This window comes from Rhizobium sp. LEGMi-198b, assembly GCF_054114205.1.
This window is the reverse complement of the sequence record NZ_JBSYVH010000004.1, coordinates 533,963-549,773: the sequence shown is the minus strand read 5'-3', so window position 1 is coordinate 549,773 and position 15,811 is coordinate 533,963. Positions and strand designations below refer to the sequence as shown.

The 15,811-nt window shown below is 60.3% G+C and carries 17 protein-coding genes, 1 tRNA gene and 1 pseudogene; 12 read left to right on the top strand and 7 right to left on the bottom strand.

The genetic code is table 11. The features are described 5' to 3' along the window. Window positions 1-79: 79 nt before the first annotated feature. Window positions 80-700: a J domain-containing protein gene (locus tag ACXHXG_RS19130; protein ID WP_104824542.1), complete on the bottom strand. Its 621-nt coding sequence runs from the start codon at window positions 698-700 to the stop codon at window positions 80-82. A gap of 105 nt (window positions 701-805) precedes the next feature. Here ACXHXG_RS19130 and ACXHXG_RS19125 point away from each other — a divergent pair, with 105 nt between their 5' ends. Next, entirely contained in the window at window positions 806-1,093 is a 288-nt protein-coding gene (locus ACXHXG_RS19125; RefSeq protein ID WP_457900266.1) for a BolA family protein, read from the top strand. A gap of 4 nt (window positions 1,094-1,097) precedes the next feature. On the opposite strand, the gene ACXHXG_RS19120 is transcribed toward ACXHXG_RS19125, so the two are convergent. Genes ACXHXG_RS19120 through ACXHXG_RS19110 form a run of 3 tightly spaced genes read right to left on the bottom strand, consistent with a single transcriptional unit; the run spans window position 1,098 to window position 4,125 of the window. Continuing rightward, window positions 1,098-2,408 (bottom strand): HlyC/CorC family transporter, encoded by a 1,311-nt coding sequence (locus ACXHXG_RS19120; RefSeq protein ID WP_104824544.1) that lies wholly within the window; start codon window positions 2,406-2,408, stop codon window positions 1,098-1,100. Next, window positions 2,405-3,538, bottom strand: coding sequence for a 3-dehydroquinate synthase (aroB, locus tag ACXHXG_RS19115; protein ID WP_104824545.1), 1,134 nt, complete (start codon window positions 3,536-3,538; stop codon window positions 2,405-2,407). The genes ACXHXG_RS19120 and aroB overlap by 4 nt, the downstream gene beginning before the upstream one ends. Continuing rightward, a complete protein-coding gene (locus ACXHXG_RS19110) occupies window positions 3,535-4,125 on the bottom strand; it encodes a shikimate kinase (protein ID WP_283047712.1) in 591 nt (196 codons plus the stop codon). The genes aroB and ACXHXG_RS19110 overlap by 4 nt, the downstream gene beginning before the upstream one ends. Window positions 4,126-4,285: 160 nt before the next feature. On the opposite strand from ACXHXG_RS19110, the gene ACXHXG_RS19105 reads away from it, so the two are divergent. The 5 genes from ACXHXG_RS19105 (at window position 4,286) to ACXHXG_RS19085 (ending at window position 8,176) form a co-directional block, all read left to right on the top strand. After that, complete coding sequence (locus tag ACXHXG_RS19105) at window positions 4,286-4,453, top strand: hypothetical protein (protein ID WP_028754795.1); 168 nt, start codon at window positions 4,286-4,288, stop codon at window positions 4,451-4,453. A gap of 14 nt (window positions 4,454-4,467) precedes the next feature. Further along, entirely contained in the window at window positions 4,468-5,424 is a 957-nt protein-coding gene (xerD, locus tag ACXHXG_RS19100) for a site-specific tyrosine recombinase XerD (RefSeq protein ID WP_285168403.1), read from the top strand. A gap of 63 nt (window positions 5,425-5,487) precedes the next feature. Continuing rightward, on the top strand, window positions 5,488-6,441 hold the full coding sequence (locus ACXHXG_RS19095; protein ID WP_285168402.1) for an acetyl-CoA carboxylase carboxyltransferase subunit alpha: 954 nt from the start codon (window positions 5,488-5,490) through the stop codon (window positions 6,439-6,441). A 231-nt stretch (window positions 6,442-6,672) separates the two neighbouring features. Continuing rightward, window positions 6,673-7,950, top strand: coding sequence for a L,D-transpeptidase family protein (locus ACXHXG_RS19090; RefSeq protein WP_457900265.1), 1,278 nt, complete (start codon window positions 6,673-6,675; stop codon window positions 7,948-7,950). Next, on the top strand, window positions 7,943-8,176 hold the full coding sequence (locus ACXHXG_RS19085; RefSeq protein ID WP_457900264.1) for a sulfurtransferase TusA family protein: 234 nt from the start codon (window positions 7,943-7,945) through the stop codon (window positions 8,174-8,176). Before ACXHXG_RS19090 ends, ACXHXG_RS19085 begins: the two co-directional genes overlap by 8 nt. A gap of 222 nt (window positions 8,177-8,398) precedes the next feature. On the opposite strand, the gene ACXHXG_RS19080 is transcribed toward ACXHXG_RS19085, so the two are convergent. Next, window positions 8,399-9,589 carry a CobW family GTP-binding protein gene (locus ACXHXG_RS19080; RefSeq protein ID WP_457900263.1) on the bottom strand — a complete coding sequence of 397 codons (1,191 nt, stop codon included), beginning with the start codon at window positions 9,587-9,589 and terminating at the stop codon, window positions 8,399-8,401. Window positions 9,590-9,602: 13 nt separating this feature from the next. Beyond that, complete coding sequence (locus ACXHXG_RS19075) at window positions 9,603-10,769, bottom strand: D-alanyl-D-alanine carboxypeptidase family protein (RefSeq protein ID WP_457900262.1); 1,167 nt, start codon at window positions 10,767-10,769, stop codon at window positions 9,603-9,605. A 216-nt stretch (window positions 10,770-10,985) separates the two neighbouring features. On the opposite strand from ACXHXG_RS19075, the gene ACXHXG_RS19070 reads away from it, so the two are divergent. From ACXHXG_RS19070 to ACXHXG_RS19050, 5 genes and pseudogenes are all read left to right on the top strand, one after another. Next, complete coding sequence (locus tag ACXHXG_RS19070; RefSeq protein WP_457900261.1) at window positions 10,986-12,146, top strand: M20 aminoacylase family protein; 1,161 nt, start codon at window positions 10,986-10,988, stop codon at window positions 12,144-12,146. Between the two features lie 118 nt (window positions 12,147-12,264). Continuing rightward, window positions 12,265-12,341: transfer RNA gene (locus ACXHXG_RS19065), tRNA-Arg, on the top strand. 594 nt (window positions 12,342-12,935) lie between these two features. Then, window positions 12,936-13,186 (top strand): annotated as a pseudogene (locus tag ACXHXG_RS19060) (BrnT family toxin). Next, entirely contained in the window at window positions 13,180-13,494 is a 315-nt protein-coding gene (locus ACXHXG_RS19055; RefSeq protein WP_457900260.1) for a BrnA antitoxin family protein, read from the top strand. The pseudogene ACXHXG_RS19060 and the gene ACXHXG_RS19055 overlap by 7 nt, the downstream one beginning before the upstream one ends. 94 nt (window positions 13,495-13,588) lie before the next feature. After that, on the top strand, window positions 13,589-14,089 hold the full coding sequence (locus ACXHXG_RS19050) for a P-loop NTPase family protein (protein ID WP_457900259.1): 501 nt from the start codon (window positions 13,589-13,591) through the stop codon (window positions 14,087-14,089). 50 nt (window positions 14,090-14,139) lie between these two features. Here the strand turns inward: ACXHXG_RS19050 and ACXHXG_RS19045 are convergent, their stop codons facing one another. Continuing rightward, window positions 14,140-14,406: a BON domain-containing protein gene (locus ACXHXG_RS19045; RefSeq protein WP_104824557.1), complete on the bottom strand. Its 267-nt coding sequence runs from the start codon at window positions 14,404-14,406 to the stop codon at window positions 14,140-14,142. A 204-nt stretch (window positions 14,407-14,610) separates the two neighbouring features. On the opposite strand from ACXHXG_RS19045, the gene dxr reads away from it, so the two are divergent. After that, window positions 14,611-15,804, top strand: a complete 1,194-nt coding sequence (gene dxr / locus ACXHXG_RS19040) for a 1-deoxy-D-xylulose-5-phosphate reductoisomerase (protein ID WP_457900258.1) — start codon at window positions 14,611-14,613, stop codon at window positions 15,802-15,804. The last annotated feature ends 7 nt before the right edge of the window (window positions 15,805-15,811 follow it).

Genomic DNA, 15,811 nt, shown 5'->3' with positions numbered 1-15,811 from the left:
AGCGCACCTTGCCGCAGTCGCCTGCGGCCTCAGCCGATTTGGACCATACCTGATTGAAGACGGAGAGCAAGGACAGGAATTAACAAAAACCGTTCTGCTTCAACAATTGATAAGCCTGAATGACCGCGCGAAACCGTTCCTCCGAACCGCGATCGCCGCCGTTGGCGTCCGGATGGTGCTTTTTCACCAGTTCCTTGTAACGGCTCTTGATCTCGGCGCTGGTGGCATTGGCACCCAGCCCCATCGTGTCGAAGGCTTTCGCCTCGAGCGTCTTCAACTTGCGCTCCTGCGGGAAACGCGGGCCGCGGCCCTGCCCCTGCCCATCCTTGACGAAACCGAAGGGATCGCGAACGCGGGAATAGGAGCCGGAGCGGATGTCGGATTGCAGCGGGCTGTTGCGGGCCGACTTATTGACGCCGACGGTCCAGGTCGGACGGTGACCGGTGATGGCTTCCTTCTGGTAACGCGCGATCTCACCGTCCGAGAGGCCGGAGAAATAATTGTAGCCCTTGTTGTAATCTTTGACGTGCTCGAAGCAGAACAAAAAGAACTGCCCTTCCGCATTGCGCCCGACCGGCGCACGATGCGTACCCTTTTTGTCGCAGCCGTCCCATTGGCACGTCGGCGGAGCCTGTTCGGCCTCCGGCTCGCGCTTGCGGCGGGTTCGAATGCGATCGAAATATTTTGAATCGAGTCTCATGGCGCCCTAATTATGGGGCCTCAGCCACCCCACAACAAGAATTGACAAATGGGAATGTTGCAGGCTTTGTGAAACCTTTTTCGCGAACGAGGTGACGGCGGGAATATGGAAACGACGCTTCAATCCCGCATTGAGAAAAAGCTCAACGACGCCTTCGCGCCCGAGCGTCTCGCTGTCATCAACGAAAGCTATATGCATGCCGGCCATCAGCCCGATATGACCGGAACGGGCGAAACTCATATAAGGGTTCGCATCGTCTCCGCCAAGTTCGCCGGCATGACACGCCTTGCCCGCCATAGGGCAATAACCGAGCTTTTGAAGCCGGAACTCGATGCCGGCCTCCATGCCCTGGCCGTGGAGCCGGCAGCACCGGGCGAAGCGGTGCGGTGGTAACCAGCTACTCCGGCTTCCCCTCTTCCGTTTCCGCTGGCCTGATCCTGATCTTGGTGATGCGGTTCTTCTCCCGCTTCATGACGATGAAGCGCTTGCCGTAGAAGGTGAACGCCTGGCGCTCTTCCGGAATGGTCATTGATTCGTGGATCACGAGGCCGGCGATCGTCGTTGCCTCCTCGTCCGGCAGATCCCAATCGAGGGCGCGGTTCAGATCGCGAATCGGCACGACGCCATCGACGACGATCGAACCATCGGCCTCCTGCCGCACGCCCTGAATATCGAGATCATGCTCGTCGGCAATATCACCGACGATCTCCTCCAGAATATCCTCCAGGGTGACGATGCCCTGCACTTCGCCATATTCGTCGACGACGACGGCGAAATGCTGCTTGCGGCGCAAGAAGGCATTGAGCTGATCTTCAAGATTGGTGCTGTCGGGCACGAACCAGGGCTTCTGGGCGATCTTGACGATATCGAGGTTTTCCGGCTCGACATTCCGCTCCGCCAGCGCCCTCAACAGATCCTTGGCGTGCACGACGCCGATGATATTGTCGATCGTACCGCGCCAGAGCGGCATGCGCGTGTAGGGGCTGTCGAGAATGGCCCGCACCACGACTTCCGGCGGATCGTCGGCATTGATGGCGCGCATTGCCGTGCGATGGACCATGATGTCGGAGAGCTCCAGCTCGCCGAGATCGAGCACACCGCCCAGCCGGTCGCGGTCCGCCTTGACCACCGAACCCTCGCGATGCAGCAGATCGACGGCGCCGCGCAGCTCGTCATACGCCGACAGCATTGACACTTCCCTGGAGAGATTGACGCCAAAGATGCTTAGGATCTGACGCACGATGGCGTTGACGACGCTCGACACCGGCCCGACGACGATGACGAAGAGACGTATCGCACCGGCGACATTCAGCGCGAAGCGGTCCGGCGTCGCTATGGCCCAGCTCTTCGGCAGAACCTCGGCGAAAATGACGAGGATGACCGTCATGGCGGCGGTGGCGATCGCTACGCCGGAGTTGCCGAACAGGCCGAGGAACAAGCTGGTCGCAAGCGACGACGACAGAATGTTGGCGAGATTGTTGCCGATCAGCAGCGCGCCGATCAACCGGTCGCGACGCTCGATCAGCAGCCGCACGATGCCGGCGCGGCTGTCGCCGTTGGCTTCCAACGTGTGGATGCGACTACGCGAAGCCGCCGTCAGCGCCGTCTCCGAGCCGGCGAAAAAGGCCGAAAGCAGCACCAGCGCGATGATCGAGATGATCTCGGGCCAATATTCCCACAGAACAGCCAGGGTGCTTTCGACCGTCATTGCGGATGTTTTTCCCTTAGGAAACTGAGAACTTCGGAGGAAGGAACGTCATCGGCGACGAAGGATTGCCCGATGCCGCGGGTCAGGATGAAGGTTAGCTTGCCGCTCTTGACCTTCTTGTCCTGGGCGATCGCGTCCATCAGTACCTCGGCCGGCGGCAGCTCGCCCGGAATGTCGCCCATCCGCGTCGGCAGGCCGACCGCCTTCAGGTGCGTCTCGACTCGGTTCGCGTCGTCGGGGCTCGCCAGATTGAGGCGCGAAGAAAACTCGTGCGCCAGCACCATGCCGATCGAAACACCCTCGCCATGCACCAGCCGCCGGCTGTCATAGGCGGTGGCCGCCTCCAACGCATGGCCAAAGGTGTGGCCGAGATTGAGCAGCGCCCGCGGACCGTTTTCGCGCTCGTCGGCAACGACGACGTCGGATTTTGCCTGGCAGCTCGCAGCAATCGCCTCTATTCGCGCCTCGCCGCCGGAGAACACCTCTTTCCAGTTGGCCTCCAGCCAGGCGAAGAAATCCGGCTTGTCGATCAGGCCGTATTTGGCAACCTCGGCATAGCCAGCGCGGAATTCGCGTTCGCTGAGCGTATTCAGCACGTCGGTGTCGGCGAGCACGAGATCGGGCTGGTGGAAGACGCCGACAAGGTTCTTGCCGTGATGGGTGTTGATGCCGGTCTTGCCGCCGACAGAAGAATCCACCTGCGACAGCAGCGATGTCGGCACCTGCACGAAACGAACGCCGCGGCGCACGATGCCGGCAGCAAAGCCGGCGAGATCGCCGATCACGCCGCCACCAAGCGCGATGACGGCATCGTTGCGCTCGACACGGGCGGTCAGCACGGCATCGCAGACGGCCATCAGATGCTCGAAGCTCTTGGTCTTCTCGCCGGCCGGCAGCACCAGCTTCGACGGCTGAATACCGGCTTCTTGAAGGCTCGCAATCAGGGCATCGAGATAGAGCGGCGCGACATTTTCGTCCGTAATAACAGCCGCTCTGCGGCCCTTCAGCCTTGCTGCGATTTCCTTGCCGGCGCGCGCAATCAGGCCAGGGCCGATCAGAATGTCATAGGCGCGCTCGCCGAGGGGCACGCGGACGAGACGCTCGGCCGATGCCGATGGGATCGCATTCATGGTGTCTTGCTTTCTTCTTTCCCCTCGACGATGGCAGCAAGGACTTCCTTGACCATGACTTCCTTGCCCACATCGCGGGACAAAACCGTGAGATCGGCTTCCGCATAGATCGGATAGCGCGCATTCATCAGCTTTTCGAGGGTCTGCTTCGGATTTTCGGTTTTAAGCAGCGGTCGCGTATCGCGCTTGTTGACCCGCTCCCAGAGCACGTCGAGATCGGCCTTCAGCCAGACCGACAGGCCGCTGCGTTTGACGTGCCGGCGCGTGCGGTCGTTGATGAAGGCGCCGCCGCCGGTGGAAACGACGCGAGGGCCGCCCTTGAGCAGCCGCTTGATCACCCGCGTCTCCAGCGCCCGGAATTCGTCTTCGCCGTAGGCCTCGAACAGCTCGGCGATCGTCATGCGCGACACGCGCTCGATCTCGATATCCGTATCGACGAAGGGAATGCCGAGCTGATGCGCGACCAGCCGGCCGACCGAGGATTTTCCGGCCCCCATCAACCCGACGAGGACAAGATTGCGCGTACCCAATGCGGCACGCGCTCTGTCTCTAAGGCTTTCTGCAAGGGTCAGTACTTGTTCACTCATCGGCCCATTCACAATTTGTTTGGAAACGGTATCGTCAAATGCGCCTGTAGCGTCAAGACGCCGCAACATAAACATGTCTGCAATATCCTTCGGCTAACGCTTGTCGGATATGATTACAGTATAGCGTCGGACCAATGATTGGGACGAGGAGAGTTTCTGAATGCCGACCCTGTTTCGCTTCCTTGTCATCTGTGCGGTGATCGCCGGATCGGTCTATGGAGCAATGTGGGCCTTAGTGCTCTTCGTCGATCCGCAGCCGCGCGATGTGACGATCCGCATACCGTCTGAGCGCGTCAACCCGCCAGCGACCGGCTCGGTGAAGCCGTGAGCGCGGAGTTTGCCGTGAAGGACCTGAGCCGCGTCCATATGGAAGCCTTCCTCGAAATGATGAGCGCCGAACGCGGCGCGGCGGTCAACACGCTGCAGTCCTACGAGCGCGACCTCGACGATCTCCATTCCTTTTTGTCCGAGCGCAACGTCCGCCTGACGGAAGCGGCATCGAACGATCTCGGCGCCTATCTCTCCGGTCTTTCCCGCCAGGGCTTCAAGCCTTCGTCGCAGGCCCGCCGCCTGTCGGCCATGCGCCAGTTCTATAAATTTCTCTATGCCGAGGGTCTGCGCACCGATGATCCCACCGGCATTCTCGACGCGCCGAAGAAAGGCCGCGCCCTGCCGAAGACCATGGGTGTCGACGAGGTGACGCGCCTTCTCGCCCAGGCCGAACAGGAAGCGGCCGTCGAAGGCCCGGATCAATTGCAGCATCTACGCATGCTGGTTCTGCTGGAGCTGCTCTATGCCACCGGCATGCGCGTCAGCGAACTCGTTTCCCTGCCGGCGAAAGTCCTGGACCAGGAAGGGCGCTTCCTGATGATCCGCGGCAAGGGCAACAAGGAGCGGCTGGTGCCGCTGTCGCAATCGGCGATCGCTGCGCTGAAGACCTATGGCCGCCGACAGGCGCTGGAGGCGGCAAAGGCCAAGCAGCCCGCCCCGGAAAGTCCATGGCTCTTCCCCGCGGCCTCCAAGCAGGGCTATCTGCCGCGCCAGGTCTTTGCGCGGGATCTGAAGGATCTTGCCATTCGCGCCGGGCTGACGCCCTCGTTGATCTCGCCGCATGTCATGCGCCATGCCTTCGCCAGCCACTTGCTCGCCAATGGCGCGGACCTCCGTGTGGTGCAGGAACTTCTTGGCCATTCCGACATTTCGACCACACAAATCTACACACATGTGCTGGAAGAACGGCTTCACCAACTGGTGCAAACGCATCACCCCCTTGCCAAACAGGCCAAAAAACGGGAATAGGACCGGCACACAGGCTATACGTGCCGTCTCTCGTCACGGGCAAAAGGATCGGAAACGCACCTCATGCACAATTATCTCGACTTCGAAAAACCCATCTCGGATCTCGAAGGCAAGATTCACGAGCTGAAGAAACTGGCAAGCGAAGACGAGAGCATCGATACGTCCGACGAAGTCGGCCGGCTCGAAATTCGCGTCCGCGAAGCCATGGCCGATATCTATTCGAAGCTCAATGCCTGGCAGAAGACGCAGGTCGCCCGTCATCCGCAGCGCCCGCATTTCGTCGATTATGCCGGCGCGCTGTTTACGGAATTCACGCCGCTCGCCGGCGACCGCAAGTTTTCCGAGGATGCCGCCATCCAAGCGGGCTTTGCCCGTTTCCGCGGTCAGCCGATCGCCATCATCGGCCAGGAAAAGGGCAATGACACCAAGACGCGCCTGAAGCACAATTTCGGCAGCGCCCGTCCCGAGGGCTACCGCAAGGCGATCCGCATCCTGGAAATGGCCGATCGCTTCGGATTGCCGGTTGTTACCCTGGTCGACACGGCCGGCGCCTATCCCGGCGTCGGCGCCGAAGAGCGCGGCCAGGCGGAAGCAATTGCCCGCTCCACGGAAATGTGCTTGGGCGTCAAGGTGCCGATCATCTCGGTCGTCATCGGCGAAGGCGGGTCGGGCGGCGCAATCGCGATTGCCACCGGCAACCGCGTCTATATGCTCGAACATTCGATCTACAGCGTGATTTCACCCGAAGGTGCCGCCTCGATCCTCTGGCGCGATTCCACCCGTGCCAAGGAAGCCGCCACCAATATGAAAATCACGGCCGAGGATCTGAAGGGGCTCGGCATCATCGATGGCATTATCCCCGAACCGCTCGGCGGCGCGCATCGCGATCCGCAGACCGTGATTGCGGCAACGGGCGACATGATTTCCAACGCGCTCGGCGAACTTTCCAGCCGTTCGGGCGAACAATTGCGCAGCGACCGCCGCCAGAAATTCCTCAATATGGGTCGCAATCTCTAACTTCAGTTAGAGACTCGTGATCTCTCAAAACGGGAATGAGGCCAAATCTTGGCCACATTCTTGTTATCGAAACGCTTATGACAAAGAAAAGCTTGCGGCCATGCCGCGGGCGCGTCATAGGCTGGTAAGGAATTGTCAAGTATAAGCCGTCTATGATTCTGTTTCATGTTTCGATTGGGGGCGGCGAAACAGATCGTGCAGCCGCTCTTCGTGTCTATGGGCTAAGTCAGAATGCGCTTCCGTCACCTCGCCTATGTTTCCCTGATGGCGCTGGCTCTCGCCGGCTGTAACGACACGCTGGAATCGGCGTCGGTCGACCTGTCGACGGTGAAAAACAAGGTCGAGCAGCCGCTTCCGAGCCACATCCTTGCCGACATGACGAAAAAGGGCATGGACCGCAATTCGCCGATCATGATCCGCATCTTCAAGGAAGAAGGCGTGATGGAGATCCTCAAGGCGAACCAGAGCAATCGCTTCGAGGTCATCGCCGATTACAAGATCTGCGCCTGGTCCGGCCGTCTTGGCCCGAAGGTGAAGGAAGGCGACCGGCAAGCGCCGGAAGGCTTCTACATGCTGACGCCGGCCAACCTCAATCCGAATTCCAAATATTATCTCGCCATCAACACCGGTTTTCCGAACCGTTATGACGCGGCCAATGGACGCAGCGGCGCCAATCTGATGATCCATGGCGCCTGCTCCTCGTCGGGCTGCTATTCGATGACCGACCAGCAGGTGCTGGAAATCTATGCCTTCGCGCGCGACGCGTTCAAAGGCGGCCAGAAGGCGATCCAACTCGAGGCCTTCCCCTTCCGCATGACCGCGGAAAACATGGTCAAGCATCGCCTCAGCCCCAATATCGAATTCTGGAAGATGCTGAAGGTCGGCTACGACAATTTCGAAGTGACGAAGCGCCCGCCGGAAGTTGAAGTCTGCGAGAAGAAATACGTCTTCAACCAGCAGGCCACCGGCCCCTTCAACGCCGGTGGCAAATGCCCCGTCATGACCACCCCGCCGGCCCTGCAGACCGCGCTGCTGAGCCACGACAAGCAGTATGACGCCGACTACAGCGCCGCTCTGAAGAAATATGACGGCATGGCCTGGTATGACCCGACCGAAGCCGAACGCAAGGCTATCGTCGCCAAGCAGCGCAAGGGCCACGATCTCGCCTATGCCCCGACCGGCACCGCGCTTGCGGCCGGCAAGATGATGAAAGTGGCCGATCTGGAGACGATGATGTCCAATCAGTCGGCACAGCAGGTTGCCCGCGGCACCACCGTCGCCAATCCGACGACCGCAAGCATCCGCGTGGCCGGTAACGGCCTTGCCGCGCAGCCGGCGGCTCCGGCCGGCGGCCCCGTGGTCGCCACGGCCGTGCCGGTGAACGTGCCGATCCCGATGGCAAACCCCATGGTCAATCCGCTCGCCTATGCACCCCCGCCCGTCGAAACCGCACAGACCGAGCCGGCCAAGAAGCCGCCCTTCTGGAAGTTCTGGGCCAAGAGTGAATAGCCCGACCAACGAGCTTTACGATCTGCGCGGGCTGAAATGCCCATATCCGGCGATCAAAACGGGAAAACGCCTGCGCGGCATGCCGAGCGGCGCGGTTTTGACGGTGGAGACGACGGACCCGCTTGCCGTCATCGACATTCCCCATCTCTGCAACGAGCAAGGCCATACCTTGCTCACAAGCGAGAAGACCGACGGCGGTCATCGCTTCGTTATTCGCAAGGGTTGATCGTTCGCAGTCAGGGGCCATCCTCGTGGTTCGAGGGTCGCCCTTCGACAAGCTCAGGCCTCCCACCTCACCATGAGGATGGGGGGAGTCCGGCTTTCCTTGGGCACACCTGACACTGCACTCTGATTATGGGCGGCAATGCCCACAGATCAGGCTCACCCTGAGGTGGCCCACAGGGGCCTCGAAGGGCGAGGCGGGTTGCTTGATCTCATCGGGGTGAAACTAAAATCGCATCCCCGGTACGGCCAGCGGATTGTCCTGAAGTGCGGCGCGATCCGGCGTGTCGACGCGTGGCTTGCTCAGGAACGCGTCGAACAAGCCCTTCACGAAGTCTTCGGGCAGATCCTTGGTGATGATCACCATGCGCGTGCGCCGGTCTTCGGGATTGGGCCAGGCGGGCAGGCGCACCGGCGGGTGGAAGATATTCTGCACGCCATGCAGCACGACCGGACGCTCCGGCCTGTCGGACATGGCAACGATCGCCTTCATCCGCAGCAGCTTTTCGCCATGCGCGGAGCGCAGGAGGTCGATGAACATTTCCAGCGCGATCGGATCGATCGGCTGGTTCTCGACGATCGAGAAAGAGCGGATCGACTCGTCGTGACGGTTCACATTATGGGCGTGCTGATGCCGATGGCCATGATGATGGTGGCCATGGTGGTGATGGCCGTGCCCCTCGTCATGATGGTGGTGGTCGTGCCCATGGTCGTGATGATGATCATGGTCATCATCGGCCTCGAGCTCGTCTCGCAGCCAGCGGCCAACGTCGGCGATCTTGGACGCTGGATCATAAAGGCCGTTGACGAGAATGGCGGCACGACCCGCCTCTTCGCTGTCGGCGTTCAAGATCTGTGCCCGCGGATTGAGCGCCCGCAGCCGGCTCTCCAGCATATCGATGGAAGCAGCGCCTTCCAGGCCGGTTTTGGAGACGATCAGCCGGTCGGCGACCGTCACCTGCTTGCGCGCCTCTTCGTGATTGTCGAGCGTCTGCAAGCCATTGACCGCATCAACGATGGTGATCACGCCATCCAGGTCGAAATTGGCTGCGATGATCGGATTGCCCATGATCGACTGCATCACCGGCGCCGGATCGGCGAGGCCGGTCGTTTCGACGACGACGCGCTTCAGCGGCTGGATGCGGCCGGTCTGCATGGCGTCCATGAGATTAGCGAGCGTATCCACCAGCTCGCCGCGCACCGTGCAGCAGAGGCAGCCATCGGAGAGCTCGATGATGGAATCGCCGGAGCTTTCGACCAGCAGGTGGTCGATGCCGACATCGCCGAATTCGTTGATGATAACAGCGGCGTCCCGCATCTCCGGATCCTTGAGGATGCGGTTCAGCAATGTCGATTTACCGGCTCCGAGAAAACCGGTCAGGATCGAAACCGGCACCCTCTCCCGCGGAACGCTCATGGTTCAGGTCCGATCAGTAAGTGGGACGCGGCATGGGGATGGGAATGCCGGTGACATCGCCCGTGGCGGCAATCTTGTCGCCCTTCACGGCCTTATCGCCCTTTGCCGTCACATCGTCCTTGTCGCCCTTGCTCGCGGTCGCAACGTCCTGACCGCCGATCAGGCCGGCATAGACGAAATTCGGCTCGTGATCCATTTCATGGATGTAGGGCGACTGCACCTTCGTGCGGCCGGTGGGATCGCGGGTTTCGCTTCGATGTTGTGCGCCCTTGGCGCTGCAAATATCGGCGGTGATGTCGGCAACTTCGTCTTGGCCCGTTCCATAGGGCTGCAGGCTCGCCAGCGTGTCCCGCCCGGAGAACTGGTTCTCAAAACCCTTTTCCAGGAAATTGGCGGAATCATCGGCGCGTGCGGCAAGGCTGTCGGTGCCGAGAACGACGGAGACCAGCGTGCGGCCGTTGCGGGTGGCCGAGGCGATCTGGTTGAAGCCGGAAGCGCATATGAAGCCGGTCTTCATGCCGTCGGCGCCATCGAAGCGGCCGATGAGCATGTTGATGTTCTGCACCTGCTTGACGCCGTTAGTGAAGCCTTCCAGCGAGAAATAGCCCGCATATTGCGGAAACTCGCGGCGCAGCGCCACGCTGACAACAGCAAGATCGCGCGCTGTCGTGTACTGACCCTTGCCGGGCAGGCCGTTGGGATTGATGAAATGCGTGTCACGCATTCCGAGACGAGCGGCTTCCGCATTCATGCGCGCGACGAAGCCCGGCTCGGAACCGCCAACCGTCTCGGCGATCGCCATGGCAAGGTCATTGGCGGATTTGATCAGCATCATCTTCAGCGCATTGTCGAGCGTCAGCTTCTGCCCCGGCTTGAAATACATCTTCGCCGGCGGCTGCGAAGACGAAAGCTTCGACATGACGACGGGCGTGTCGAGCGTGACCTGGCCGGACTGGAGGGCGCGGAAGGTGACATAGACCGTCATCAGCTTGGTCAGCGAGGCCGGATACCACTTTCTGAAGGCGTCTTCATGATCGAGCACGCGGCCGGTGCTGACATCGACGAGAATATGCGGATTGGCCTCGGCCACATGCGCAGTCGACAGGAAAAGCATGGATGCGGCTGCGGCCATGGGAACCAGCCGCAGGGCGGCATACAAACGATTCTGCTTCGTCAGCACGGTCTATCCTTCAGAAGTCCGGAATTTTCTCGAAAGCTCCCCCTATTTAACCTATATGGCTAAGAGAAGGCAAAGGCGATTGACGAGTTTATTGCCAGCCGATCACAGCCTTGTGATCACACGCGCGGCATCAAAAAGTGCGATGTGATGTGGAGGCTGTGTGCCGGATGAAATTGCTAGACCCGAATCCGATATTGAGCAGCAGGAAAAATCAGCATGCCGATTTTGAACAGAGCCGCCGAACTCCAGGACGAAGTGACGGAATGGCGCCGCTATATCCATACGAGGCCTGAGCTGATGTATGCGGTGGAAAACACCGCCGCCTTCGTCGCCGAAAAGCTCAAGGCATTCGGCGTCGACGAGGTCGTCACCGGCATCGGCCGCACCGGCGTCGTCGGCCTGATCCGCGGCAGGGGCGAAGGCCGCACCGTCGGCCTGCGCGCCGACATGGACGCGCTGCCGCTCACCGAAATCACCGGCAAGCCCTGGGCTTCCGAGACACCCGGCAAGATGCATGCCTGCGGCCATGACGGCCACACCGCCATGCTGCTGGGCGCCGCGAAATATCTCGCCGAGACCCGCAATTTCAACGGCAACATCGCCGTGATCTTCCAGCCGGCCGAAGAAGGCGGCGCCGGCGGCGACGCCATGGTCAAGGACGGCATGATGGAGCGTTTCCGCATCGAGGAAGTCTACGGCATGCACAATCTGCCGGGCCTGCCGGTCGGCCAGTTCGCCATCCGCAAGGGCGCGATCATGGCGGCGACCGACGAGTTCACCGTCACCATCAAGGGGCGCGGCGGCCACGCCGCCATGCCGCACACGACGATCGACCCCATCGCCATCGGCGCTCAGATCATCACCAACCTGCAGCTCATCGCCTCACGCAGCGCCAATCCGCTGAAATCGGTGGTCGTCTCGGTCACCAAGTTCAATGCCGGCAACGCCTATAACGTCATTCCGAACGACGCCAGCTTCGTCGGCACCGTGCGCACGCTCGACGCCGAGATCCGCGACCTCGCCGAACGCCGCTTCCGGCAAATCGTCAGCGGCATCGCCGCCAGCCACGACGCGGAGGCGGATATCCAGTTCCACCGCAACTATCCGGTCACCGTCAACCACGCCGACGAGACCGAGCACGCGATTGCCGCCGCACGCGACATTGCGGGTACTGCCAACGTCATCCCCAACATCGATCCCATGATGGGCGGCGAGGATTTTTCCTACATGCTGAACGCCCGCCCCGGCGCCTTCATCTTCGTCGGCAACGGCGAGACCGCCGGCCTGCACAACCCGGCCTACGACTTCAACGACGAAGCCATCGCCCACGGCATTTCCTATTGGGTCCGGCTTGCCGAACAGCGCCTGAACGCCTGAGCCGCCACCCTCTTTCCGTGCGCCTGACCATGGCGCACGGACAAGCAAAAGCAGATTGCCTCCAGGACGTAAAAGGGCTTGGCTTCAGGCCCTTGCTTTTGTATGGATCAATGTCAGTGGTCCCGTAGCTCAGCAGGATAGAGCATCAGATTCCTAATCTGAGGGTCACGCGTTCGAATCGCGTCGGGATCACCATTGGTTTTCAAAGGCTTAGGTTCATTCCGGCTCCTCGCTTTGAACGGTGACAACCCTCGCTTCCACTTTGTTCACCCTGTCGACGACAGCATCACGATCGAGCGTCATCAAATTAGATTCATTAGCAATTCGCCCAACAGTTGAAAGAGCAATTCAAAGAACGCTGCGGGTGAGTATGCGGCGGGCCAGCTAACCACGAAACCAACAAATCCAAGCGCGATGGCCGCAACCAGACCATGCTTTTCCCAACCATATGCCGCACCTATGCCTATAGCGATAGCAGTTATTGCGAACGCCCAGATGCATCGAAAGACGATCGTCAAAATTCTTAGCATTCTGTCCCTCAGCGTCTGCGGCTTGTAAGAATCATTGAGAATAAGAGCGGCAGCGCTGGAAATGTGGTTATGCTGAAGACAAACGGCAACCTCCCGATATCGCCATCGCCGCCACTCCAAGATAGGCACGCACATCCCACAATCCGTTCGCCTGACTCGCTTGGAGCGGCTTATGAGTGCATCGTCAGGTGCATGGTTATTCCATTTTTCGTGTACGAATATTCTTGCTGCCCATTGAATTTCCGTGTACGAAAATTATATGGAGATTATCTGGGACGAGTTGAAGCGCGAAACAAACTTGGCCAAGCATGGCCTGGACTTCGCCGATCTCGATATTGAATTCTTTGCAGGTTCTATCGTCGTTCCCGCGAATGATGGCGCTCCATGGCCATCGGTGAATTGGACGGGCAAATCGTTGCAGCCGTCGTATTCAAGCCGCTTGGCTCAGAAGCCATCTCGGTCATTTCGATGCGCCCCGCAAGCCGCAAGGAAAGGAAGCTCTTATGGTGACGAAGTTCTCTTCACGGCGCCCTCTAAATGAGAAAGAAGAAGCCGAAATTCAAAAGATGATCGCGTCCGATCCAGATGCTCCAGAAGCAACGGATGAGCAACTTGCTCAGGCGAAACCCTTCGCAGAAGCCTTTCCGGATCTGATGGGAAGCATCAAGCGCGCCAGGGGGCGGCCAAAAATGGATGCACCGAAAGTCGCCGTCACCCTGCGAGTAGATCCGGATGTCCTTGAGCAATTCCAGTCCAAGGGAAAGGATTGGCGAAGTGATATGACACATGCGCTACGCAAGGCTGCTGGGCTCAAATAAGCCTGATCCCGAGTCTGGGCCCCCTGCTAAAAACGACCACAGCACTCTTTGCCTCGATGCCCTGTAAGGCTACCTTCCAAACATGACGCGGGTGATGGTAATCGGCAATGCGGGCGGCGGAAAGTCGACGATGTGCAGGGCATTAAGCGCTGCGCACGCATTGCCTTATTTCGCAATCGACAAGATTCAGTGGAAGCCGAACTGGGTCCAGACGCCCAAGTCCGAATTTGTGGCGTCTCATGAAGCCTGGCTTTCGCAAGAGCGGTGGCTGATTGATGGCTACGGGTCGTGGGAATCCGTTGAACGTCGCATGGATATGGCCGATACGATTGTTTTCGTGGATCACCCGATATGGATTCATTACTGGTGGGCCACCAAACGCCAGGTGAAATCTTTATTCCGTGGCCGCCCGGATGGACCTGACGGATGCCCGATGTTTCCGGTTACTATTCGTCTCTTCAAAATGATGTGGTGGCTGCATCGGGAAATGCGTCCAAAACTGCTTGCCGCAATCGAAGCTCACCGCGGCCACGCACGGATCATCCACATTCGATCACCGAAAGAGCTTGCTGAGTTCGCTGCCAACCCAAGATAGGCAGTAGCGCGTCCCCCAACCCTGTTGTCGGAAGGTGGGTGCCCTGACCCTCACCCCACCAAAATCCTGTTCCTTACCAGCCTCACCCCCGGAACGGCCTCGGCCACCACAGTCGCCCGCTCGATTTCCTGCGGTGTTGCCGCTGTTCCGTCCAAGCGGATTTCCTGGCCGACGGCGGTCACGGTGACGTCGGAGGCGTCGAGGCCGCCGGCGACGGCGAGCGCATCGGCGACGGTGGATTCCAGTGCCGAGCGTTTGGCGTTTTCGCTTTCTATTTCAGGCCTTACGCCGTGAAACGTAGCTGCTTTAAAAACCATTTTTGCCCTTCTCCTGCGCCTCTGCCGGATGGGAAACGCGGTATCTGCGTATTGGTTCATTAGCAGCCCGAAAATTGCCGCTGAACCCGGACATTCCAGCAGGAAGGAACCTGAGAGCGACTCGCCAATATAGCTGCGGACTTGCCGCCTCCCACGATCCCCTGTAGAGCCATGGGCGATCACAGCAATATTCGGACACGTGGAATGACCATCGGGAGCAAGGCGCCGCGCCGCCTGACGATATTGGGTTCGACCGGCTCGATCGGACAAAACACGCTCGACGTCATCGCCCAATTGGGCGGGCGCGAGGCGTTCGATATCGCCGCAATCACCGGGCACGACAATATCGATCTCCTGGCGAGCCAGGCGAAAGCCTGTGGCGCCGCTCTCGCCGTCACGGCCAATGAAGACCGGTATCAGGCTCTGAAGGATGCGCTTGCCGGCACCGGCATTGCCGTGGCCGCCGGCAGAAACGCTCTCATCGAGGCCGCCTCCATTCCATCCGACTGGGTGATGGCGGCGATTGTCGGCACCGCCGGCCTTGCGCCGACGCTTGCGGCCGCGCACCGCGGCGCCGATATCGCGCTTGCCAACAAGGAATGCCTGGTCTCCGCCGGCGAACTCTTCGTCCGTGCCGTCAGCGAAGGCGGCGGCCGGCTGATCCCGGTGGACAGCGAACATAGCGCGATTTTCCAGGCGCTCGAGGACGACCAGCAGCATGCGGTCGAGCGTATCATCCTGACCGCCTCGGGCGGTCCCTTCCGCACATGGTCGCGCGACGAGATGGCCAATGTCACGGCAGCGACCGCGCGCGCGCATCCGAACTGGTCCATGGGCCTGAAGATCTCCATCGGCAGCGCCTCGATGTTCAACAAGGCGCTGGAGATGATCGAGGCCAAACATCTGTTCAATGTCGGCCCGGATCAGATCGAGGTTATCGTCCATCCGCAATCCATCGTCCATTCGATGGTCGGCTATACCGACGGCTCGGTGCTGGCGCAGCTCGGCTGTCCGGACATGCGCACGGCGATCGGCTATGCGCTGACCTATCCGTCCCGAACAAAACTCAATGTCGACCGGCTGGATTTTGCGAAACTGGCCCGGTTGGATTTCGAAGCGCCGGACGAGGTTCGTTTCCCCGCACTGCGTCTTGCCCGCACCGCACTGCAACGCGGCGGGCTGCAGGGCGCCGTCATGAATGCCGCCGAGGAGATTGCCTTCCAAGCCTTCGTGGACGAACGCATCGGTTTCCTCGAAATGGCCGATATTGCCGAAGCGGTCATGGACCAAATGATCGGGATTGGCAGCGCCGAAACGATGGATGCAGTCTTTGCCGCCGATGATGAGGCACGCGGCCGCGCCAGCGCGCTTATTGCCCAGCGCGACAAGGCAGCCTAACATCCTC